Annotated in this window: 16 protein-coding genes and 4 tRNA genes; 11 read left to right on the plus strand and 9 right to left on the minus strand. The window is 69.1% G+C overall.

Features of this window, described 5'->3' with window-relative positions; genetic code table 11:
• The first annotated feature begins 32 nt into the window (after window positions 1–32).
• From OG905_RS21335 to purM, 4 genes are all read left to right on the plus strand, one after another.
• Window positions 33–824: a maleylpyruvate isomerase family mycothiol-dependent enzyme gene (locus tag OG905_RS21335; RefSeq protein WP_328674689.1), complete on the plus strand. Its 792-nt coding sequence runs from the start codon at window positions 33–35 to the stop codon at window positions 822–824.
• 57 nt (window positions 825–881) lie between these two features.
• A complete protein-coding gene (locus tag OG905_RS21340; RefSeq protein WP_328674691.1) occupies window positions 882–1706 on the plus strand; it encodes an META domain-containing protein in 825 nt (274 codons plus the stop codon).
• A 306-nt stretch (window positions 1707–2012) separates the two neighbouring features.
• On the plus strand, window positions 2013–3530 hold the full coding sequence (purF, locus tag OG905_RS21345) for an amidophosphoribosyltransferase (protein ID WP_328674693.1): 1518 nt from the start codon (window positions 2013–2015) through the stop codon (window positions 3528–3530).
• A 31-nt stretch (window positions 3531–3561) separates the two neighbouring features.
• Window positions 3562–4656: a phosphoribosylformylglycinamidine cyclo-ligase gene (gene purM, locus OG905_RS21350; protein WP_328674694.1), complete on the plus strand. Its 1095-nt coding sequence runs from the start codon at window positions 3562–3564 to the stop codon at window positions 4654–4656.
• A gap of 84 nt (window positions 4657–4740) precedes the next feature.
• Here purM and OG905_RS21355 read toward each other — a convergent pair whose 3' ends face one another.
• Complete coding sequence (locus OG905_RS21355; RefSeq protein ID WP_266547513.1) at window positions 4741–4992, minus strand: DUF3073 domain-containing protein; 252 nt, start codon at window positions 4990–4992, stop codon at window positions 4741–4743.
• Between the two features lie 280 nt (window positions 4993–5272).
• Complete coding sequence (locus OG905_RS21360) at window positions 5273–6355, minus strand: Leu/Phe/Val dehydrogenase (RefSeq protein ID WP_328674695.1); 1083 nt, start codon at window positions 6353–6355, stop codon at window positions 5273–5275.
• Window positions 6356–6510: 155 nt separating this feature from the next.
• On the opposite strand from OG905_RS21360, the gene OG905_RS21365 reads away from it, so the two are divergent.
• A complete protein-coding gene (locus OG905_RS21365; protein ID WP_328674696.1) occupies window positions 6511–7350 on the plus strand; it encodes a hypothetical protein in 840 nt (279 codons plus the stop codon).
• A gap of 486 nt (window positions 7351–7836) precedes the next feature.
• A complete protein-coding gene (gene bldC / locus OG905_RS21370) occupies window positions 7837–8043 on the plus strand; it encodes a developmental transcriptional regulator BldC (RefSeq protein WP_003949541.1) in 207 nt (68 codons plus the stop codon).
• A gap of 370 nt (window positions 8044–8413) precedes the next feature.
• Here the strand turns inward: bldC and OG905_RS21375 are convergent, their stop codons facing one another.
• The 7 genes from OG905_RS21375 to OG905_RS21405 all read right to left on the minus strand — a co-directional run bounded on the left by OG905_RS21375 (window position 8414) and on the right by OG905_RS21405 (window position 15541).
• A complete protein-coding gene (locus OG905_RS21375) occupies window positions 8414–8596 on the minus strand; it encodes a DUF6274 family protein (RefSeq protein WP_328675337.1) in 183 nt (60 codons plus the stop codon).
• 649 nt (window positions 8597–9245) lie between these two features.
• Window positions 9246–9320, minus strand: a tRNA-Asp gene (locus OG905_RS21380).
• 119 nt (window positions 9321–9439) lie between these two features.
• Entirely contained in the window at window positions 9440–13357 is a 3918-nt protein-coding gene (hrpA, locus tag OG905_RS21385) for an ATP-dependent RNA helicase HrpA (protein ID WP_328675339.1), read from the minus strand.
• 191 nt (window positions 13358–13548) lie between these two features.
• Window positions 13549–13622, minus strand: a tRNA-Phe gene (locus OG905_RS21390).
• Window positions 13623–13644: 22 nt separating this feature from the next.
• Window positions 13645–13719 (minus strand) — tRNA-Asp (locus tag OG905_RS21395).
• Between the two features lie 40 nt (window positions 13720–13759).
• Window positions 13760–13832 (minus strand) — tRNA-Glu (locus OG905_RS21400).
• Between the two features lie 113 nt (window positions 13833–13945).
• Window positions 13946–15541: a metallophosphoesterase family protein gene (locus tag OG905_RS21405; RefSeq protein WP_328675341.1), complete on the minus strand. Its 1596-nt coding sequence runs from the start codon at window positions 15539–15541 to the stop codon at window positions 13946–13948.
• Window positions 15542–15615: 74 nt separating this feature from the next.
• Here OG905_RS21405 and OG905_RS21410 point away from each other — a divergent pair, with 74 nt between their 5' ends.
• The 5 genes from OG905_RS21410 (at window position 15616) to OG905_RS21430 (ending at window position 23099) form a co-directional block, all read left to right on the plus strand.
• Window positions 15616–15966: a metallopeptidase family protein gene (locus OG905_RS21410; protein WP_186357137.1), complete on the plus strand. Its 351-nt coding sequence runs from the start codon at window positions 15616–15618 to the stop codon at window positions 15964–15966.
• Window positions 15963–16472 carry a fluoride efflux transporter FluC gene (locus OG905_RS21415; protein WP_328675345.1) on the plus strand — a complete coding sequence of 170 codons (510 nt, stop codon included), beginning with the start codon at window positions 15963–15965 and terminating at the stop codon, window positions 16470–16472. The genes OG905_RS21410 and OG905_RS21415 overlap by 4 nt, the downstream gene beginning before the upstream one ends.
• 343 nt (window positions 16473–16815) lie before the next feature.
• The gene (locus OG905_RS21420; RefSeq protein WP_328675348.1) at window positions 16816–17286 is read left to right on the plus strand and encodes a hypothetical protein; all 471 of its coding nucleotides are present in this window, start codon (window positions 16816–16818) and stop codon (window positions 17284–17286) included.
• Window positions 17287–17515: 229 nt separating this feature from the next.
• Window positions 17516–19765: a DEAD/DEAH box helicase gene (locus OG905_RS21425; protein WP_328675349.1), complete on the plus strand. Its 2250-nt coding sequence runs from the start codon at window positions 17516–17518 to the stop codon at window positions 19763–19765.
• A 319-nt stretch (window positions 19766–20084) separates the two neighbouring features.
• Window positions 20085–23099: an FG-GAP-like repeat-containing protein gene (locus OG905_RS21430; protein ID WP_328675351.1), complete on the plus strand. Its 3015-nt coding sequence runs from the start codon at window positions 20085–20087 to the stop codon at window positions 23097–23099.
• The last annotated feature ends 186 nt before the right edge of the window (window positions 23100–23285 follow it).

A 23285-nucleotide genomic window follows, 5' to 3' on the forward strand; every position in this document is an offset into this window, starting at 1 on the left:
GGCTGTCGTACCCACCCTTTACTGTCGGTCTCATGCCACCGGCCAAGAAGCGCACCCGCAGCTACGACTCCGCCAAGATCCGTACGGCCGTCCTGGCCCAGTTCGAGCACGTACGGCGCGCGGTCGGCACCCTCACGCCCGAGCAGCTCGCCCTGCCGACCCGGCTCGGCGACTGGACCGTGCGTGACCTGACCGGGCACATCGCCATGGTGATCGACACGGTCGTCCGGACCTACGCGAACCCTGCTCCCGCCGCGGTGAAACTCGAGCTGCTGGACTGGCCGTTCGCGACGATCAAGCACGCGGGGAACGTCTCGGAGGACACCAAGGAGATCGCGGCGAGCGCCGAGCCCCCGGAGCTGTATGCCCGGACCGCTGCCCGGCTCGCCGAGTTGCTGCCCGTCGCCTCCGACGACCGGCTCCTCGCCACCCGCGTCGGCGCGATGCGGTTCGGCGATTACCTGGTCACCCGTACCGTCGAACTCATCGTCCACACCGACGACTTGAACGACGCCACCGGGCTCGGCATCCCCTGCGACCGGCAGGCGCTCGCCACCTGCACCCGGCTGCTCGCCGACGCGCTCGCGGTGAAGGCACCGGGCGCATCCACCGAGGTACGGGTGCCGCCGTTCGCCGTCGTGCAGTGCGTCGAGGGTCCGCGGCACACCCGGGGAACCCCGCCCAATGTCGTCGAGACCGATCCGCTGACCTGGATCCGTCTCGCCACCGGGCGTACGGGATGGGCCGAGGCGCTCGACGCGGCGAAGGTCAGCGCGAGCGGCGAGCGAGCCGATCTCTCAGGGTTGCTCCCGATCCTGGGCTGAAAGCGGCAGGGGGAAGGCGAGGGGGAACCAGAGCCACAGCAGCCCCGTCAGATCGGTATGCGCAACCAGCTGAGCATTCCTGTCACCGCCCTGGCGCTGCTCGCCCTCGCGGCCTGCGGCACGGAAACGGGTTCCGGATCCGGCACCGGCGACGGCGGCGGCTCGGTCTCGACCGATCTGCCCCTCACCGGCGTCCACTGGTCCGTCGACAGCGTGACCGTCGACGGGAAGAAGTCCGCTGCCCCGGAGGGCTCGCATGTCGAGATCACCTCCAAGGGCCGCGCCCAGGGCAACTACGGCTGCAACGGCTTCGGCGCCGACGTGAAGGTCAACGGCGACACGATCACCGTGGGCAACGCCGTGCAGACCGAGATGGCCTGCGACAAGGGCCGCATGGCCTTCGAAGACGCGCTGCGGTCCGCCTTCTCCGGCAAGCTCAAGGCGAAGGTCACCGACGGCAAGCTCACCTTGACCACCGACAAGGGCGACTCCATCACCCTCAGCTCCCAGAAGCGGGCCCCGCTGGTGGGCACCAAGTGGACCGTCAACTCCCTGGTGACCGGCGACACGGCGTCCTCGCTGCCCGCCGGCACGGAGAAGAACGCGTACATGACCTTCGCCAAGGACGGTTCCGTACGCGGCAGCCTCGGCTGCAACACCTTCACCAGTACCGCGAAGATCTCCGGCTCCACGATCACCTTCGACCGGCTCGCCACCACCCGGAAGATGTGCACCGGCACGGCGCAGACGGTCGAGAGCCACCTGCTGAAGGTCCTGGGGGGCAAGGTGACGTACAAGATCGACTACCGCACCCTGTCCCTGACCGCGGAGAACGGCAAGGGACTGGCCGCGACGTCGACGCCCGCCTTGTCGGAGAAGTGATCAACCGGGGTACGGGAGCGCGCCAGGTGTGACAAGGGCAACGCCGACGTTGTCCCTGACGCCCGCGCTGCGGGTTCCCCGCAGACGAATCCCCGCCTCCCCGACGCCCAGGAGCATGGGCTGTCGGGCGCGGCGACAGGTCGCGTCCACGACGCGGGCCAGGTCAACGCGTCGGCGCTCCACCAGCGTGACTGTCCGGTCACCAAGAGGCCGCATGGTCGAACAGCGCTCCGGACCATCCTCCGCGCGAGCCCCCCGCGTATCCCCAATTCGGACCAGTGGTCGATCTCGCCTACACTCGGTGCCGTGCCACGTGGTGACGGACGACTCAACCACGACCTGCTCCCCGGTGAGAAAGGCCCCCAGGACGCTTGCGGCGTCTTCGGTGTCTGGGCCCCGGGCGAAGAGGTCGCGAAGCTCACTTACTTCGGGCTCTACGCCCTCCAACATCGAGGCCAGGAATCCGCGGGAATCGCGGTGAGCAACGGCTCCCAGATCCTCGTCTTCAAGGACATGGGCCTGGTCTCCCAGGTCTTCGACGAGACCTCTCTCGGCTCCCTCAAGGGTCATATCGCGGTCGGTCACGCCCGCTACTCGACCACGGGCGCCTCCGTGTGGGAGAACGCCCAGCCGACCTTCCGGGCCACCGCCAACGGCTCGATCGCGCTCGGCCACAACGGAAACCTCGTCAACACCGCCCAGCTCGCCGAGATGGTCGCGGCTCTCCCCAAGGAGAACGGCCGGTCCACCCAGGTCGCCGCAACCAACGACACCGATCTGGTCACCGCGCTCCTCGCGGGCCAGGTCGACAACGACGGCAAGCCGCTCACCATCGAGGCGGCCGCCGCCAAGGTGCTGCCGGAGGTGCTGGGCGCGTTCTCGCTGGTCTTCATGGACGAGGGCACCCTGTACGCCGCCCGCGACCCGCAGGGCATCCGCCCGCTCGTCCTCGGCCGCCTGGACCGCGGCTGGGTCGTCGCGAGCGAGTCCGCCGCCCTCGACATCTGCGGCGCCAGCTATGTCCGTGAGATCGAGCCGGGCGAGCTCATCGCCATCGACGAGAACGGCATCCGCACCTCCCGCTTCGCAGAAGCGAAGCCCAAGGGCTGTGTCTTCGAGTACGTCTACCTGGCTCGGCCCGACACCGACATCGCCGGCCGGAACGTCTATCTCTCCCGTGTGGAGATGGGCCGCAGACTCGCCAAGGAGGCCCCGGTCGAGGCCGATCTGGTGATAGCGACACCCGAGTCCGGCACCCCCGCCGCCATCGGTTACGCCGAGGCCAGCGGCATCCCCTACGGCTCCGGCCTGGTGAAGAACGCCTACGTCGGCCGCACCTTCATCCAGCCGTCCCAGACCATCCGCCAGCTCGGCATCCGCCTCAAGCTGAACCCCCTCAAGGAAGTCATCCGGGGCAAGCGCCTGGTCGTCGTCGACGACTCGATCGTCCGCGGCAACACCCAGCGCGCCCTGGTCAAGATGCTCCGCGAGGCCGGTGCCGCCGAGGTCCACATCCGGATCTCGTCCCCGCCGGTGAAGTGGCCCTGCTTCTTCGGCATCGACTTCGCCACCCGCGCCGAGCTGATCGCCAACGGCATGACGATCGAGGAGATCGGCAACTCGCTGGGCGCGGACTCGCTCTCGTACATCTCCATCGACGGCATGATCGAGGCGACCACCATCGCCAAGCCGAATCTGTGCCGCGCCTGCTTCGACGGCGAGTACCCGATGGATCTTCCCGATCCCGAGCTGCTCGGTAAGCAGCTTCTGGAGACCGAGCTGGCGGGCGGTTCCGATGCCGCCGACGCGCTCCGTCGTCCGTAACCCCCGCAGTACGACACGAAAGCTCCCAGCAATGACCGCTGAATCTTCCGAGCGTGCTGAGCACGCGGGCACCGGTGCCAGCTACGCGGCCGCGGGCGTCGACATCGAAGCGGGCGACCGCGCCGTCGAGCTGATGAAGGAGTGGGTGAAGAAGACCCGGCGCCCCGAGGTCCTCGGCGGCCTCGGCGGTTTCGCCGGTCTCTTCGACGCCTCCGCCCTCAAGCGGTACGAGCGCCCGCTGCTGGCCTCCGCCACCGACGGCGTCGGCACGAAGGTCGATCTCGCCCGCATGATGGGTGTGTACGACTCGATCGGCCACGACCTCGTCGGCATGGTCGTCGACGACCTGGTCGTCTGCGGCGCCGAGCCGCTCTTCATGACCGACTACATCTGCGTCGGCAAGGTCCACCCCGAGCGGGTCGCCGCCATCGTCAAGGGCATCGCCGAAGGCTGTGTGCTGGCGGGCTGCGCTCTGGTCGGCGGCGAGACCGCCGAGCACCCCGGACTCCTCGGCGAGGACGACTTCGATGTCGCGGGCGCCGGTACGGGCGTGGTCGAGGCCGACCGCCTGCTGGGCGCGGATCGTATCCGTACGGGTGACGCGGTCATCGCGATGGCGTCTTCCGGCCTTCACTCCAACGGGTACTCGCTCGTCCGCCATGTCCTGTTCGAGCGGGCGAAGATGTCCCTGGACCAGCAGGTCGAGGAGTTCGGCCGGACGCTGGGCGAGGAACTGCTCGAGCCCACCAAGATCTACTCGCTGGACTGCCTGGCGCTCACCCGGACCACCGAGGTGCACGCTTTCAGCCATGTCACCGGCGGCGGTCTTGCCAACAACCTCGCCCGGGTGATCCCGGACAGCCTGCACGCGGTCGTCGACCGGTCGACCTGGACCCCCGGCGCCGTCTTCGATCTCGTCGGCACGGCCGGCGACGTCGAGCGACTGGAGCTGGAGAAGACGCTCAACATGGGCGTGGGCATGATCGCCGTCGTCCCCGAGGAGTCGGTGGACGTGGCGCTGGCCACGCTCGCGGACCGCGGCGTCGACGCATGGGTCGCGGGAGAGATCACCGAGCGCGGCGAGCACACCACCGGTGCGACCTTGACCGGGGACTACGCGAACTGAGCCCACAGGGGCAGCGCGAAACCCGGTCCGGGGCGAGCACCCCGGACCGGGTCACGTGGCAGTGCTATTTGAGGTGTACGTACGTCAAGCGCCGCGGCGCTGCGACGACGGACCGGACTCTTCGTCCTCGTCATCGTCGTCGTTGTACAGCTCCGCGTACTGTGCGTACGGGTCATCTTCCTCGTCGTCATCCTCGAACGGCTCAGCGTTCGGTGGTTGACTCGAAGGCGATGCGCCCAGCTCATTGGCCAGACGCGACAGGTCAGTCCCGCCGCTGTTGTACTTCAGCTGGCGGGCGACCTTTGTCTGCTTGGCCTTGGCCCGGCCGCGCCCCATGGCTCGACCCCCTCGGTGACGGGGCTCGACGGCCCCAGAGTCTTGACACGCGTTCATGATTCGGAACGGGCTCTCCGTGGAGAGACCGGTCCGTAGGGCTTCAACGGTACCTGCTTCCGCGGCCATACGGTACGCCGCCCGCATGACGCGCCACTTCACAGAACCCGCGAGGAGCCCCGTCCTCGCTGGTCAACTGCGATTTTAACCTCTTCTTGGCAGTCGACCCGCCGACCGGGGTGAGTCTTCTCTCCCAGGGCGGCGGGCCGAGGTCCGGCGAGGATCAGCGGCGGCGGGCTTCCGCCATGCGCTGTTCGGCGATCCGGTCGGCCGCCGCGGCCGGCGGAATGCCGTCTTCCTTCGCACGTGCGAATATTGCCAGCGTGGTGTCGAAGATCTTCGCGGCCTTCGCCTTGCAGCGGTCGAAGTCGAAGCCGTGCAGCTCGTCGGCGACCTGGATCACGCCACCGGCGTTCACCACGTAGTCGGGGGCGTAGAGGATCCCGCGGTCCGCGATGTCCTTCTCCACGCCCGGGTGTGCGAGCTGGTTGTTGGCCGCGCCGCAGACGACCTTCGCGGTGAGCGCGGGCACGGAGTCGTCGTTCAGGGCGCCGCCGAGCGCGCAGGGGGCGTAGACGTCCAGGCCCGCCGTGCGGATCAGGGCGTCCGTGTCCGCGACGGCCGTGACCTGCGGGTGCTTGTCGAGGATCCGGCGTACGGACTCCTCGCGCACATCCGTGATCACGACCTCGGCGCCGTCCTTGAGCAGATGCTCGACCAGGTGGTGGCCGACCTTGCCGACGCCCGCGATGCCGACCTTGCGGCCGTGCAGCGTCGGGTCGCCCCACAGGTGCTGGGCGGAGGCCCGCATGCCCTGGAAGACGCCATAGGCGGTCAGCACGGAGGAGTCGCCGGCGCCGCCGTTCTCGGGCGAGCGCCCGGTGGCCCAGCGCGTCTCACGGGCCACGACGTCCATGTCCGCGACATACGTGCCGACGTCGCAGGCGGTGACATAACGGCCACCGAGAGAGTCCACGAACCGGCCATAAGCCAGCAGCAGCTCATCAGTCTTGATCGTTTCGGGGTCACCGATGATCACGGCCTTGCCGCCGCCGTGGTCGAGTCCGGCCATGGCGTTCTTGTACGACATCCCCCGGGAGAGGTTCAGCGCGTCGGCGACGGCCTCTTCCTCGGACGCGTACGGATAGAAACGGGTGCCGCCGAGGGCAGGGCCCAGGGCGGTCGAGTGGATGGCGATGACGGCCTTCAGCCCGGAGGCGCGGTCCTGGCACAGCACGACTTGCTCGTGGCCGCCCTGGTCCGATCGGAACAGGGTGTGCAGGACGCCGTCGGTCACATCGGTCACGGTGGTGACTCCCAAGTACGAAGCGGCGGATGCGGACCTTCCTGTGGGTGGAGAAGGCCCAGTTGGGACAGAGGGTAAGTCCTACGCGCGCGTAGATCCGACCCAGTGCTGAGGATCACCCCCTGGCGGAGTACCGGCGTGGAAGGATTTGCCCCATGCCAGCGCTGTCCTCGGTCCTCGTCCCGTATGCGGCCTACCTGCGGGTGTACGAGCCGCTGGCGGCCTTTCCCGAGCCGGAGCGGAGCCACTGGGCCCGCTACGCCCGCCGGGAGCGCACCCCCACCGCGCAGGACGAACTACGGCGATCGCTCGCCGACTTGCTGCCCACACCGCCGGTCCCGGTGCCGGTCCACGAGAGCGGCGACGCCTTCGTCACGGAGGTGGACGGGGTGGTCTGCGTCTGCCCGTGGCGGACCCGGCTGCGCGGCTGGCTGGCGCTGGAGGAGCTGGCCGAGCAGCTGCCCGCGCCGCTGCTCGACGCGGTGCTGCCGCCGGTGGTGCGCGGGCAGGCGGCCGCGGACTACGAGCAGTGGCGCGAGCGCAACCCGGACGCGCGGCCGTGGATCAGGACGGCGGTCTGGCAGGTGCCGGTGCGCTGGTTCGCGCTCTTCTCGGACGACGAGCGCCAGTACGAGCCGGCCGGGCCCGCGGCGGCCGTGCTGCGCTACCGGACGCCGATGGTGGAGGCCAGGCGGCGGGTGGCGCGGGCGCTGAAGACGCTGCGGGAGACGATCGACGAGGGCCTGCTGACCGAGGGCCTGGTAGATGTGGGGCGGTGGCTGGAGGAATTCCATCCGCGTTCCCTGGTCGAGCTGGACTACGGCGGCCTGGTGCACGCGCTGACAGGACCGCAGCTCTCGCAGGACCGGTCGGCCGCGGATCTGGCCGAGGGGATCGCCGCGCTGCGGGCCGGGGACGGCGAGGGCGCGGGCGAGGCGTACGCGCGCCTCGTGGATCGCTGGCGGGCCGTGAGGGACCTTCAGTTCGCCAACTGAGCGTTTCTGGGGACCATTGAGCCTCATGGAAGCCATCGGTCCAGGACGTAGGTCCCGATCCGGGCCTTTGTCTCAAGCGTGACGGACGGCACTTACTGGGCTCTTGCGCCCATCACCTACCCTCGTGTCAAAATAGGACAAGGAGTCCGGGGAGGACTCCTTCCGTCCAACTATGGGCGGAATACTCGGCATTGCACTCTACGGGGGGTCTGACGACTCCTGATCGCTCTGTGACTGATCGTCACTGTGACGTGACTGTCCGCTATGGCATGGTCCATCGGCGTTCCGCCGCTGTTGGACACTCAGAGGGCAATTCCGTCGGTTTGGCCGACGTGGCTGGACAGATGGTGTAGTTGTAGTGCCGAGGACAAGCCGTTCGTCCTATAACCGACTCGGCCCGCGTCCGCCATTTCGGGCAACGCGGGTCAAGGTGCAGAATTTAGAGGAAAGAACCGAGAAGGTTCGGTTCTCCCGAGGAGGCCGCTCATGACCGCTCGCACCCCTGATGCCGAGCCGCTGCTGACCCCGGCTGAGGTTGCCACGATGTTCCGCGTGGACCCGAAGACGGTGACCCGCTGGGCGAAGGCAGGCAAGCTCACGTCCATCCGCACGCTCGGTGGACATCGTCGGTATCGCGAGGCAGAGGTCCGCGCACTGCTTGCGGGTATTCCGCAGCAGCGCAGCGAGGCCTGAACACCCCATTTGATCGGGCATTTCCGGGACCCCCATCCCGGCAAGCCCCCCTATAGCTCCACATGACGGGCGTCTGCCCCAACGGACATCTTCGTCATTGATCGCGCTGGACTCCGCCGGGTCCAGCGCGATTTTTTTGTGCCCGGGGAGGTGTGGCGGGTGGCCGGCGGGGGGCCCTGGGGGCGGGATGGCCCGGAAGGGTGGGGAGATGCTCGGAAGGTGGTGCAATTGCACATATTAAATTGGTCGGTTGTAGGCAGGGGTTAAATTCCCCCGTTCGGGAAACCCGTTCGGTGACTCCCGTCACAGTGCACGCCTCTTGCCAAAGACAAGCGTGCCGCGGGCGAACTCGCGTGCCAGGGCGCTTTGGTCACTCGGGGGCCGAGGCTTCGGCCTCGGGCTGGGGGGCGTCTGCGGAGGGTTCCATGGCGAGCCTCAAGAGTCGATGGCAGATCGGGCAGTGCCGAGTGCGGTGCCTATAGCCGGACGCGGCCTTCAGATGGGCGCGCAGAAGCGCCTTGGTCTCGTGCTGCCTCGCTGCGGACGCCGCCATGCACGTCACCTCCGGGTGTGTGCCGTCCTCTATGCACTGGGTACCGGTGGCAGATGACGCCGTCAAGACGACGGGGGCACGGCTGGGGCGGGTGTGACGCCAGCGCCACGTGAGTCGCCCCCCGCGCTCGGCGGGGCCGCTGCGCGGGGCTGTTCCCCAGCCCGCCCTCCCCCGAGACTCCGTCCGGGGGGACCCTCAACCTCCCTGCGCCCGCTTCGCGGCGCGAACTGGGGGCGCTGCCCCAGGACCCCTGCGCCTCAAGCTTCCCCAGACTTCGTCCCGGGGCCCCCACGGGGCTGGATGTGCGGCCAAGCCGTACATTTCAGCCCGTCCGGCGTTTGAGGACATGCGGCCGAAGGTCGCTTACGGGGTCCGGGGCGAAGCCCCGTTGGGGGTCTGGGGGCTTGCCCCCAGTTTCGGGATGGGGGTACCTCCCACGGCCGCCAGGCCGTAGGGGGAGGGCGGGGTGGGGGAAACCTCCCGGACACGACGAAGGCCCGCACCAAACGGCTGCCCGGGCGTGCCCGAGCGCGGTCCTGACGGAATTTGCTGTGTCTGATTGCGGCTCCGCCGCGGGCGCGGCCTCCGGCGGTCCGGGGCAGCACACGACGAAGGCCCGCACCAAACGGCGCGGGCCTTCGTATCACTGCGGTCCTGACGGGATTTGAACCCGCGGCCTCCACCTTGACAGGGTGGCGAGCACTCCAAGCTGCTCCACAGGACCAGGTTTCGCAGCCGGTGCCACGCGGCGGAGCCGCAATGTGCTGCTGTCGTTGGCTGCGAGAGAGACTGTACAGCAGGCCAGTGGGTGCGGTCGAACTCGATGCAAGCCGCCCCGCCGCGTTACGGCGCCGCCGCGTCGATCGCCTTGACGATGCGCTTGTCGGAGACCGGATACGCCGTGCCCAGCGCGTGCGCGAAGTAGCTGACCCGCAGCTCCTCCATCATCCAGCGGATGTCCAGGACCTCCTGCGGGACCGGCCGGCCCTGCGGCATCTGCTCCAGCAGCCAGGCGTACTCGTCCTGCATCTCGTGGACCTTCTCCATGCGCGTCGTGTCGCGCTGGACGGCCGTCGGCATCTGCTGGAGGCGGCGGTCCACGGCCACCAGATAGCGCATCAGGTCCGGCAGCCTGCGCAGGCCGGTCCTGGTGACGAAACCGGCCGGCATGAGGGCCGCCAGCTGTTCGCGGACGTCCTGGACGTTGTTGACCAGCGTCAGGCTGTTCGTCGCCTTCAGGCGGCGCTCACAGGCCTGCCAGGCGGCCAGGATCTGCTGGACCTGACCCACGGTCCGTACGGTCGCGTCGACGAGATCGGCCCGCACCTTGTCGTACAGCTTGCGGTACGACTCCTCGTCCCAGGCCGGGCCCCCGTGGTCGGCGATCAGCTTGTCCGCCGCGGCCGTGGCGCAGTCGTCGAAGAGCGCCTGGATCGAGCCGTGCGGATTGCGTGACAGCGCGAGCTTGTGCTGGTTGGTCAGCTTGTCGGAGGCGAACTTGGCAGGGTTCACGGGGATGTTGAGCAGGATCAGCTTCCGCGTGCCCTGCCACATCGCCTGCTTCTGCTCCGCCTCGGTGTCGAAGAGGCGTACGGAGACGCTCTCGCCGGCGTCGACCAGGGCCGGATAGGCCTTGACCGGCTGGCCGGCGCGCCGGGTCTCGAAGACGCGGGTGAGCGTGCCGATGGTCCAGTCGGTGAGACCCGAGCGTTCGATGGACTCGCCCGAGGGGCCCGCGGTCGCCGCCGCTGCCTTGGACAGGGCCTGGCGCGCCTTCGGCTTCAGCTGGAGCTTCAGGGCGTCCAGGTCCTTGCTCTCGGCGAGCTTCTTGCGGCGCTCGTCGATGATCCGGAACGTGATCTTCAGGTGGTCCGGCATCCGGGTGAGATCGAAGTCGTCCGCCGTGACGGGCACGCCGACCATGCGCTGCAGCTCACGCGCCAGCGTGGTGGGCAGCGGCTCCTGCAGGGGGACGGCCCGTTCCAGGAAAGCCTTCGCGTAGTTCGGCGCCGGGACGTAGTGCCGCCGGATCGGCTTCGGCAGGGAGCGGATCAGCTCCATGACGACGTCCTCGCGCAGCCCCGGGATCTGCCAGTCGAAGCCCTCGCTCGTGACCTGGTTCAGCACCTGGAGCGGGATGTGGACGGTCACACCGTCCGCGTCCGCGCCCGGCTCGAACTGGTAGGTCACCCGGAACTTCAGCGGACCCTGGCGCCAGGAGTCGGGATAGTCGTCCTTGGTGACCTGCCCGGCCTTCTCGGTCATGAGCATCTCGCGCTCGAAGTCGAGGAGTTCGGGCTCGTCCCGGCGCTTGTGCTTCCACCAGGAGTCGAAGTGCGCGCCGGAGACGACATGTTCGGGCACGCGCTGGTCGTAGAAGTCGAAGAGCGTCTCGTCGTCCACCAGGATGTCGCGGCGGCGGGCGCGGTGCTCCAACTCCTCGACCTCGGTGAGGAGTTTGCGGTTGTCGGCGAAGAACTTGTGGTGCGTACGCCAGTCGCCCTCGACCAGCGCGTTGCGGATGAAGAGATCGCGCGAGGTCTCGGGGTCGATGCGCCCGTAGTTCACCTTGCGCTGGGCGACGATCGGCACCCCGTACAGGGTGACCCGCTCGTACGCCATCACGGCCGCCGCGTCCTTCTCCCAGTGCGGCTCGCTGTAGGTGCGCTTGATCAGATGCTGCGCGAGCGGCTCGATCCACTCGGGCTCGACCCTGGCGTTGACCCGGGCCCACAGCCGGGACGTCTCGACGAGCTCGGCCGACATGATGAAGCGCGGGGGCTTCTTGAAGAGCGCCGAGCCGGGGAAGACCGCGAACTTGGCGCTGCGGGCGCCCAGATACTCGTTCTTGTCGGTGTCCTTCAGCCCGATGTGCGAGAGCAGACCGGCCAGCAGCGAGGTGTGGACGGACTGCTCGGGCGCGTCCTCCTCGTTCAGGTGGATGCCCATCTGCTTGGCGACCGTACGCAGCTGTGCGTAGATGTCCTGCCACTCGCGGATGCGCAGGAAGTTCAGATACTCCTGCTTGCACATCCGGCGGAAGCTGGAGGAGCCGCGCTCCTTCTGCTGCTCGCGGATGTAGCGCCAGAGGTTGAGGTAGGCGAGGAAGTCGGAGGTCTCGTCCTTGAAGCGGGCGTGCTGCTGGTCGGCCTGCGTCTGCTTGTCGGCGGGACGCTCGCGCGGGTCCTGGATGGAGAGCGCGGCCGCGATCACCATGACCTCGCGTACGCAGCCGTTCTTGTCGGCCTCGATGACCATACGGGCCAGGCGCGGGTCGACCGGGAGCTGGGAGAGCTTGCGGCCGAGCTGGGTGAGCTTCTTCTTGGGGTCCTTCTGCGCCGGGTCGAACGCGCCCAGTTCCTGGAGGAGTTGGACACCGTCGCGGATATTGCGGTGGTCCGGCGGGTCGATGAAAGGGAACTTCTCGAGGTCGCCGAGGCCGGCAGCGGTCATCTGGAGGATGACGGACGCCAGGTTCGTACGCAGGATCTCGGCGTCCGTGAACTCCGGGCGGGACAGGAAGTCGTCCTCGTCGTACAGCCGGATGCAGATGCCGTCCGACGTACGGCCGCAGCGGCCCTTACGCTGATTGGCGCTGGCCTGGCTGATCCGCTCGATGGGCAGACGCTGGACCTTGGTGCGGTGGCTGTAACGGGAGATACGGGCGGTGCCCGGATCGATCACGTACTTGATGCCGGGGACCGTCAGCGAGGTCTCGGCGACGTTCGTCGCGAGAACGATCCTGCGCCCGGTGTGCGGCTGGAAGACGCGGTGCTGCTCGGCGTGCGAGAGGCGCGCGTACAGCGGGAGCACCTCGGTGAAGCGGTACTGCTTCTTGTTGAGCGCGTCCGCGGTGTCGCGGATCTCGCGCTCGCCGGAGAGGAAGACGAGGATGTCGCCCTTGCCCTCGCCGTGGAGTTCCTCGACGGCGTCGCAGATCGCGGTGATCTGGTCGCGGTCGGACTCCTCGCTCTCGTCCTCAAGGAGGGGCCGGTAGCGGACCTCGACGGGGTACGTACGACCGCTGACCTCGACGATCGGGGCCTCTGAGAAGTGGCGGGAGAAACGCTCCGGGTCGATCGTCGCGGAGGTGATGATCACCTTGAGGTCGGGGCGCTTGGGCAGCAGCTGGGCGAGATAGCCGAGCAGGAAGTCGATGTTGAGAGACCGCTCGTGGGCCTCGTCGATGATGATCGTGTCGTACGCGCGCAGCTCGCGGTCCGTCTGGATCTCGGCGAGCAGGATGCCGTCCGTCATCAGCTTGACGAAGGTGTCGCCGCCGACCTGGTCGGTGAACCGGACCTTCCAGCCGACCGCCTCGCCCAGGGGGGTGCGCAGCTCCTCGGCGACCCGCTCGGCGACCGTGCGGGCAGCGATCCTTCGCGGCTGCGTATGGCCGATCATGCCGCGTACGCCCCGGCCCAGTTCCAGACAGATCTTCGGGATCTGCGTCGTCTTTCCCGAGCCGGTCTCGCCCGCGACGATCACGACCTGGTGGTCCCGTATCGCCTCCAGGATCACGTCCTTCTTCTGGCTGACCGGGAGCTGCTCGGGGTAGGTGACCTCGGGGACCCGGGTGGCGCGCAGGGCCGTGCGGGCCAAGGACCGCTCGGCCTCGGTGGCGATCTCGTCCAGCACGGCCTGCCGCGCCTCGGGCTGACGGATGCGGCGGGCGCCTTCGAGACGACGGCCGAGCCGGTGGGCGTCGCGGAGTGACGCCCCGGCCAGCAGGGTCTGAAGGTCTGCGAAGGAAGTAGACATACGGATGCCAGGATCGCACCCCCGGGAAAGCGCTGGCGAACCCATTTCCCCTACGAGCTGGTGCAGAACGGAACAGATCCGTTCAGATCCGAAACCAGGGGAGCACGTCGTTTCGCGTGGGTGCGGGGCGCGCCGTGGGGTGCGGAAACGGAGAAAGCCCCGGTCCGCACGGGATCGGGGCTTTCGGGTTGTGGCTGGGGCCGGGGTCGAACCGGCGACCTATCGCTTTTCAGGCGATCGCTCGTACCAACTGAGCTACCCAGCCACGCAGCTCTCACGAGCCGCAGCGGTCCTGACGGGATTTGAACCCGCGGCCTCCACCTTGACAGGGTGGCGAGCACTCCAAACTGCTCCACAGGACCAAGCAAGTGTGCGAGCACAAGTCTCGCACACAGTAATGCGTGCCCCCAACGGGATTCGAACCCGTGCTACCGCCTTGAAAGGGCGGCGTCCTGGGCCACTAGACGATGAGGGCTAAGGGCCCACCTGGGCGCTTTGCAGCGCGTCGGGGACGTGAGAAGCATATGGGATGCGGGGAGCTATCGCCAAAACGGTTTACGGGGCCGACCCGCGGTGGAGCCGCCGGGGTCAGCGTCTCCCCCCGGACAACGCGGTCGGGGGCGGCGAGGGGACGCTCGGGGACGGGGTCGCGCCCGGGTGGTTCTCTTCTGGGAGATGGCGGCTGACCTCGGCCGTCGCCAGTCCCAGGCCGCCCAGCGTGATCTCGTCCCACGCCTGCAGCCGCCTGGTCGTACGGTCCACGTAGAGGACGGACGCGCGCACCTTCTCCGGCTCCCGGTTCTGTACGGCGCGCAGACCGCCACCGCCCGTCGAGCCTTCGATCTTCAGGCGGGTGCCGTGCGGAAGTACCTCCGTCTCGCGGTGGTGGACATGGCCTGCCAGGGCCAGCGGGACCACGCCGTCGGTCTCGCGGGCGGCGACCGGGTTGTGGGTGACCGCGATGTCGACGGGGGTGCCCGCGCGGGACTGGTCGCGCAGGGCGGAGGCCAGGCGTATGCCCGTCATCCGTTCGGCCGGGTCGCCCTCGGCGACGATCGAGCGGTCCGGGGTGAACTGGGGGTCGCCGATGCCCGCGATGCGCAGGCCCGCGACCGTGACGGCCCGGCCGTCGTCGAGGACGTGCACGTTCTTCAGGTGGGAGAGATACGCCTGCGTGGTGCCGGAGTCGTGGTTGCCTCGGACCCAGACATAGGGCGCGCCGAGGTCGGGGATCGGGTCGAGAAAGCCGTTCTCGGCGGCGGTGCCGTGGTCCATGGTGTCGCCGGAGTCGATGATCACGTCGATTCCGTACTGCTCGACGAGCGAGCCGATGATGTGCCACGCCGCCGGGTTGAGGTGGATGTCGGAGACGTGCAGCACGCGCATCGTGCTGGGATCCGGCTGGTAGGCCGGCAGGGTGGAGGTCGCGTCGTACAGCTTGGTGACATTGGTGACCAGGCGCGCCAACTCCTGCTGGTAGACGTCGAATTCGGTGACGATGGAACGTGCGTTGCCGACGACGGAGGGGGCGCTGGACAGGAGACCGGAGAACTTCGGCTCCAGGACGGACTTCGGGTTCCAGGTGGCGTACGCGCAGACGCCGGACCCGGCCAGCAGGGCGAGCGCGAGGCCGCCGGCGGCGAGGGCGCGGCGCGGGCGGCGGTAGACCGCGAGGCCGAGCGCGGTCGCGCCGGAGACGGCGGCGACGCAGGAGCGGACGGCCAGCTCGGTGGTGCCGTCGGTGACGTCGTGGACGACCTCGTCCTGGAGGCCGGAGAGGCGTTCGGGGTGTTCGACAAGAGCCTGGGAGCGGATCGGGTCGAGCTGGTCGACGTCGACGTCGAGGCGGACGGGGGCGACGTGCGAGTCGAGCTCCAGCGCCCCCAGCGGCGAGACGTTGATCTTCGTTCCGCCGGAGAGGGACGGGCGCAGGGTCATGGTCGTGTCCATCGGGCCGACCGGCGTGCGGACGCTGCCGACGATCAGGAGGCCGAGCCATGCGCCGAGGAGGACCACGGCGGTGAGGCCGAGGGCGCGGGTCCAGGGGTGGGGGCCGTGGACCAAGGTGTTGGTGGGTCCGGTGTTGCGTGAGCGGTAGAGGCGCTGGAGCCGGGTGTGCGGTGCGCGGATCGAGGTGAGCGCTGCGCGGATCGATCGGATCGGTTCCGGGGCTTCGCGTGCCATTGGTCCCGTATGCCCAGTCCGGCGGGCGGCCATGCCGGGGCGACCGCCCGGTCGGCGTACGTGACAATGGCCACGTGCTGGAGATGACGCGCGAGGAGTTCGAGGAACTGGTCGCCGAGGCCCTGGACAGGATCCCGCCGGAGCTGACGCGGCTGATGGACAACGTCGCGGTGTTCGTCGAGGACGAGCCCGCCGCCGACGACCCCGAGCTGCTCGGGCTCTACGAGGGGACTCCGCTCACCGACCGCGGCGAGTGGTACGCGGGCGTGCTGCCGGACCGGATCACCATCTACCGCGGGCCGACGCTGCGGATCTGCGAGACCCGCGAGGACGTGGTCGAGGAGACCGAGATCACCGTTGTGCATGAGATCGCCCATCACTTCGGGATCGACGACGAGCGGCTGCACGCACTGGGCTACGGATGAGCCACCCGGACCACCCGCACCGCCCGTCCTCCGAGGCCGTCGATCCGGATGTCGATCTCCATGTCCCCGCCCAGCGCGCCGAGGCCGCGGGCAGGCGCAAGTGGCCGGTGCTCGCCGTCATCTCGGCGGGCGGCATGGCGGGATCGCTGGCGCGGTACGGGGCAACCTCGCTGTGGCCGGCGGCGCCGGGCGCGTTCCCGTGGACCGTCTTGTGGGTGAATGTGGTGGGCTGCGCGCTGATCGGAGTGCTGATGGTCCTGGTCGGCCGGGGCGGCCGGGGCGGCAGGCCCGCGCATCCGCTGGTGCGGCCGTTCCTCGGCGTGGGCGTACTCGGCGGCTTCACCACCTTCTCGGCGTACGCGCTGGACTTCTACAAGCTCCTCGAACGCGATGAGGCGGGCACGGCGTTCGCGTACGCGGCGGGGACGGTCGTGGGAGCCCTGTGCGCGGTGTGGCTGGGAGCCTCGGCGACGCGGGCGGTCGTGACGCGGACGGTCCCCAAGTGACCAGGTCCTCGATGTTTTCGTACGAGATGCCGCGTCCGACCGGGGGCGGCTGGACGTTTCCGGCGGCCGCGAATGTGGGTGCGTCGCTGCTGGTGGGGCTCCGATCGGTGACCCTGGGCGCGGAGTTGGCGGGCGGGCCGGTGGCCCAGGGGGGCGCCTGGGGGGTGTCGGCCTTGTAGCGCGGGGCGTGTCCCTTGTGGGGCATGGGGAGTTGGGCAGTGAGACCCGTCTCGATTCCCGTGCTCCGGAGGTGCTGCTCGTGCGCCAGTTGTCCGCCCCAGGCCGTTTGGCTGTGTGGATCGCCGCTTCGCTGGCGGTCGCAGCCTCGGCAGGCTGTATGAGCGTGAGCGACGACGAGGGCGGGAAGCCGCCGCCCCGTTCGACCGCGGACCGGCACGGGACGGTGGCCGATTCGGACGGCGGGCACGCCGCGCCGGGCGGGCGGCATGCCGACGGCGGGCGCGACGGCAGGGACACGTCCGGCGGCAAGGACGCGGACGGCAAGGGGGCCTCGCCGGGCCCGAGCGCCTCGGTGGGCCCCGCGGCGAAGCCGACGCGGGGCGGGCCCGGGCCCCAGCCGCCGGGGCTGCCGCAGCCGACGCGCGGCGGGGTGTCCCTTTCCGAACCGCCGTCGCCGCCGCAGCCGTCGCCGTCCGAGCCGCCACCGGAGAGCCCCACGCCGCCGCCGAGCGAGCCCACCGACCCGCCCTCGGCGTCGTCGGCGCCGGAGGTGCGCGCGGGGGCGATGCGGGCGGCCGAGAGGTGGCGGATGCGGGGCGAACCGACGGCGTCTCCGCAGGTGGGACCCATGTAGGACCCGCCCCGATGCCCGTGTAACCGGAGTCACTCGGACGCGGTTTGCCATTTGTGGGGGAGGGTGCGTATGGTTATAGATCGTTTGATCCCATTGCCCGGCGCCGACACAGAAGAGCGCCGCGTGGCGCGTACTCTCCCTTGCCGTGGCTGACCGCATTGAGGCGGTCGAATTTGCGATTCACGGAGTTTGGGCGCGTGCCGAGACTCCGGAAGGTTTCGCATTTCGCATGTCCACTTTCAGTACTGATCACGCCGTCATGCCCGAGAACGACGAGGCCGTGGCGGCTTCCGCTGCCGAGGTCGTAGACGCCCTGGACGCCGTAGAGGCCGTCGAGTCCGTCGAGTCCGACGCGGTCGCCGACACCGAGGCCGCCGAGCAGACCGTCACCTTCGCCGAGCTGGGCCTGCCCGAGGGCGTCGTCCGCAAGCTCGCGCAGAACGGTGTGACCGTCCCCTTCCCGATCCAGGCCGCGACCATCCCGGACGCCCTGGCCGGCAAGGACATCCTCGGCCGCGGCCGCACCGGCTCCGGCAAGACCCTCTCCTTCGGCCTGCCGACCCTGGCCACGCTGGCCGGCGGCCACACCGAGAAGAAGAAGCCCCGCGCGGTCATCCTCACCCCGACCCGTGAGCTCGCGATGCAGGTCGCGGACGCGCTGCAGCCGTACGGCGACGTACTCGGCCTCAAGATGAAGGTCGTCTGCGGCGGTACGTCCATGGGCAACCAGATCTATGCGCTCGAGCGCGGCGTCGACGTCCTCGTCGCCACCCCGGGCCGACTGCGCGACATCATCAACCGTGGCGCCTGCTCGCTCGAGAACGTCCAGGTCGCCGTCCTCGACGAGGCCGACCAGATGTCCGACCTGGGCTTCCTGCCCGAGGTCACCGAGCTCTTCGACCAGATCCCGGCCGGCGGCCAGCGGATGCTCTTCTCCGCCACCATGGAGAACGAGATCGGCACGCTGGTGCGCCGCTACCTCGTCGACCCGGTCAGCCACGAGGTCGACAGCGCCCAGGGCAACGTCACGACCATGACGCACCACGTGCTCGTCGTGAAGCCGAAGGACAAGGCGCCGGTCACCGCGGCGATCGCCGCCCGCAAGGGCCGCACCATCATCTTCGTCCGCACCCAGCTGGGCGCGGACCGTATCGCCGAGCAGCTGCAGGACTCGGGCGTCAAGGCCGACGCACTGCACGGCGGCATGACGCAGGGCGCCCGTACGCGCGTCCTCGACGACTTCAAGAAGGGCTACGTCAACGCGCTCGTCGCGACCGACGTCGCCGCCCGCGGTATCCACGTCGACGGCATCGACCTGGTCCTGAACGTGGACCCGGCCGGCGACCACAAGGACTACCTGCACCGCTCGGGCCGTACCGCCCGCGCCGGCAAGTCCGGCACGGTCGTGTCGCTGTCCCTGCCGCACCAGCGCCGCCAGATCTTCCGTCTGATGGAGGACGCGGGCGTCGACGCCTCGCGCCACATCGTCGCCGGTGCCGGCGCGTTCGACCCGGAGGTCGCCGAGATCACCGGCGCCCGTTCGCTGACCGAGGTCCAGGCCGACTCCGCGAACAACGCCGCCAAGCAGGCGGAGCGCGAGGTCGTCGACCTGACCAAGCAGCTGGAGCGCGTGCAGCGCCGCGCGGCCGAACTCCGCGAGGAGGCCGACCGCCTGGTGGCGCGCGCGGCGCGCGAGCGGGGCGACGACCCGGAGACCGCGGTCGCCGAGGTGCAGGCTGTCGCCGAGGCGGAGGTCGCTGCCGAGGTTGCGGCTTCGGTGCCGGAGCAGTCGGCGGAGCGCCGCGACGACCGTCCGGCGTTCGAGCGCCGCGACGACCGGGGCAACTTCGAGCGCCGTGGCGGCGAGCGGGGCGGCGACCGTGGTGGCTTCCGTCGTGACAACGACCGTCCGTCGGGCGGCTTCCGTCGCGATGACCGCCGTGACGACCGTCGTGACGACCGTGGTGGCCGTTCCTTCGAGCGTCGTGACGACCGTCCGTCCGGTGGCTTCCGCTCCGGTGGCAACGACCGTCCGTCGGGCGGCTTCCGCTCCGGTGGCAACGACCGTCGTGACGACCGTGGTGGCCGTTCCTTCGAGCGTCGTGACGACCGTCCGTCCGGTGGCTTCCGCTCCGGTGGCAACGACCGTCCGTCCGGTGGCTTCCGTTCCGGTGGCAACGACCGTCCGTCGGGCGGCTTCCGCTCCGGTGGCAACGACCGTCGTGACGACCGTGGCGGCTTCAACCGTGACGACCGTGGCGGCTTCCGCCGCGACGACCGCCCCTCGGGCCACCGAGGCAGCGACCGCCCGTTCAACCGCGACCGCCGCGACGACCGCCCCACGGGCGGCTTCCGCTCCGGTGGCGGCGACCGGCCGTACGGCCGTCGTGACGACCACCGCGGGGGTACCGGCACCGGCACGAACACCGGTTCCTTCGGTCGGCGTGACGACAAGCCGCGCTGGAAGCGCAACGGCTGACCGGCTGACGGCTCACTGAGCCTGACCTGCTGACAGGGCCCGTACGACACTTCGGTGTTGTGCGGGCCCTGTCGCTTTGAACGGGTTCGAATCCACCTTCCGTTGCCTGTGTGGCTGCTGTTACGATCCGCCTACTTGCGGTGGGGGGCACGGCAAGGGCTCCGGCGGAATAGTTCCGCCCGTCATCGGCCGCCGCAGACTCTCCCCGCTTCTTGGCTTTCAGGTTTCCCGGGGAGGGGCCTCCTTGTTGCGTTTCGCTCCAAGACGGCGTGCCATCCGCACGTCAGCGGCGATTGCCGTAACCGCGACGATCACGTCGATGGCAACGATGGTCGTTGTGCCTGCGGGGGCTGCTGAGACGCCGTCGGCCGAGGTGACGATTCCGGCGGCGGAGCGAGGGCTGCCTCGTTCGGACGTACTCATCAGCGCAGGCAGCTCGGGGTATCTGCACTCGCAAGAAGGTGCGCCCGGAGTGCAGTGGACTCGCTACGACGGGGTGACGACCACGTTCGAAGGCGTGGCTCCGCAGAGAACGAACCTCCGCGGGGTGGGTTCGGATTTCGTGCGGCTCTCGGCCGACACCGCCGCGAGGACTGCGCGCATCCAGAACATGGCGACGGGCGGAGTCGTCTCGATCACCTGGCCGACGGGGCAGTACTACCTCGGCGCCTTCGGAGACTCGGTCCTCACATACACACGCGTGAACCAGGTGGTGGAATTCCACCTGCTGCGTGATCTGAACGGCACTATCACCGACCGTACGATCACCGGTCTGCCTGACGGCGCGACGTGGCGCGCAGGTGTGCTTGCGGGTGACGCCCGGTCCCTGGTCCTTCCCTACGTACAGGCGGGCGAGACCAGGGCACTCGTCGTCGACCTGGAATCCGGTGCGGCTGCCCAGGCGTTCGCCGCGCTCGGTACGGCTGGGGTATACCTCGATTCCCTGAGAGTCCGACTGACGTCGACCTCTGTGGTTCTTCCAGGCTACGGACAGTTGAAGGTGGTCCCGCGCGACGAGCCGGGCGCGGCTCCCAAGGTATTGCCCTCGAATGCCTATTGGCCGCTCGCCGTCATCGGTGACTGGGTCATCGGAAACGGCGACGGAGGATACGTTCCGGGACACTCGCCTGTTGAGCTGCGGGCCGTGGCGCCGCTACTCGGCCGGACTCAGAGGATCCTCGATCTGGCCCAGGACCAGGGCGCGGTGGCTCCCGACGGATCATTGCTCGTGGTCGGTGGCACCAGTGCCCAGAACTGGGCCGTGCAGCGCGTGTCCGCCGCGGCGGACGGAAGCCTGACGGTGAGCCGGGTGCGAGACGTCGAGCCTGCGACTGCCCACACCGGAGTGCTGACCCTGGCGCACAGTCAATTGATCACCGGTGACACCAGCAGCAGTAGGTGGAGCCAAGATCTGCACCTTTTCCGCCGGGACCTTGCCCTGGACGGCACGCTCGACCCCGCAGCACGCACGGACTTCGGGGCGGGAGCTTCTCCCACCTGTCATCTCGGCGGTGAAAAGTGCCTCGCGCAGGCCACTGGGGACGGCGGTGTCGCCCGCATCGTCTGGCAGACCATGGACTTCGAAGGCGTGAACGTGGAGCGAGAGGGCGGCGCGGGAACGTACACGCTGGTGCCCGAAGGGGTCCGCGGCCGCCTCGTCAGCACGTCCGGACGCTACGTCGTCTACAACGGCGAGGAGCCGGCGGTCCAGTCGATTCTCGACACCGAGGCACAGAAGGTCCTGCAGACCCGTCCCGTTGTCGCCACGTCGCTGTGGGGCGCCGAGCTCTGGACGGTGGATTCCGCGAAGCCGGGCCGGATCACCTCGGTCGATCTGCGCGGTGGCGCGCAGACCGGGGCCATTGAGACAGGCGCGAACTGTGTTCCGGAGGAGATCCAGACCGTTGGTCGACGGATCTACTGGAGCTGCGCGGCAGCCGGTCCGGCCGGAGTTTACGACCGTACGACGGCGCATTCCGTCGCTGTCCCGGTCGGGGAGGCTCTGCTCGGCGACGGTTATCTGGTGCGCCGTGCCAACGGGGACGGGCTGGAGATCACAGATCTGAGGGAGAGCGGCGTCACGACGCAGGTGCCTGCCGAACTGGCGCCGACCGAGAGCCCGACGGGCCGTGGCCTGAGCTGGACAGTCGACCGCTTCGGCGGAGGAATTGCCTATCTGGACCGGGAACAGCGGGTCCATGTGAGGGCAGTCCCGGGAGCGGTCTCCGCCCTGACCACGATCGACTCCAGCACACCGGCGACCGCGGACGCACGGTCCGCGAATCTGTACTGGAAGGGGACCTGGCGGTTGTCGAAGCCCGCGGCTTCATGGTCCTTGACCCTCAGGAACAGTTCCACGGGAGCAGTGGTACGAACGCTGTCAGGGGCGTCGTCGCGAGGCAAGGTTGCGGTGACGTGGAACGGGAAGGCCGACTCGGGCGCGTACGTCCCCAACGGGACGTACAACTGGACCCTGGCAGCCCACCCCGCTGACGGCCAAGGCGCGCCACTGACGGGATCAGGCTCGATCAAGCTCACCGGTGCGGGGGCGGCACGACACGACCATGCAGGTCCCGCCGGCGCGATCGACGGTGTTGGTGACCTGCTGACGCTGAGCTCGTCCGGAGTCCTCGCGTTCCAGCACGGCACTCGCACCGGCGTGTTTTCCGGGGCGACGGCTGGGAGCGGCTGGTCGACTTCGGCTGCCGCGGTGCCGTTCGGGGATCTCAATGGCGACCGGTGCAATGACGTCCTGGTGCGGATGCCGAACGGCGAGCTGCGGGCATACAAGCCGGGCTGCGCGAAGGCGTTGACGCCCACCAGCGCGTACACCTCGTTGGGCACGGTGTGGAATCAGTTCAATGTGCTGACGTCGCCGGGTGACATGACGGGTGACGGGCGTCCGGATCTGGTGGCGCGGCAGGCGGCGACCGGTGACATCTATCTGTACGCCGACAATGGCGCCGGCGGTCTGAAGTCGCGCGGCCGCATCGGCGCCAAGTGGACTGCATATCGTGCGGTGTTCGGTGCCGGTGATCTCAGCGGCGACGGCATCGGCGATCTGCTGGCTGTGGATGGCACGAACCAGTTGTGGCGGTATGACGGTACGGCGGCGGGCACGGTGAAGCCGCGGGTGCTGGTCTTCGGCAACAACTGGGCGACGGGCCGCAACGCCTTCGTGGGCGTCGGCGACATCACGGGCGACGGCAAGTCGGATCTGGTGTCCCGGAACGCAGCGGGCGATCTGCTGCGCAACAGCGGCAACGGCGCGGGGTCGTTCGGGTCCACGGCCAAGGTCGGCACCGGTTGGCAGGGCTACAAGGGCCTTTTCTAGTAGCCCAGTTCGCTTGAGAAGGACTCGCCCCGTGCGTTTGTGGCACCGGGCGGGACCTCACTCTTTGAACGGGTTCGAAAGACGCTTCCGTTGCCTGTGAGGCGGCTGTTACGATCCGTCCACTTGCATGGGGGGCCTGACTGGGGGGCCAGTCACCAACTTTTCGTTCGCACCAGGCCACATTGA

The sequence above is a fragment of the Streptomyces sp. NBC_00322 genome, from assembly GCF_036147535.1.
GTDB lineage: Bacteria > Actinomycetota > Actinomycetes > Streptomycetales > Streptomycetaceae > Streptomyces.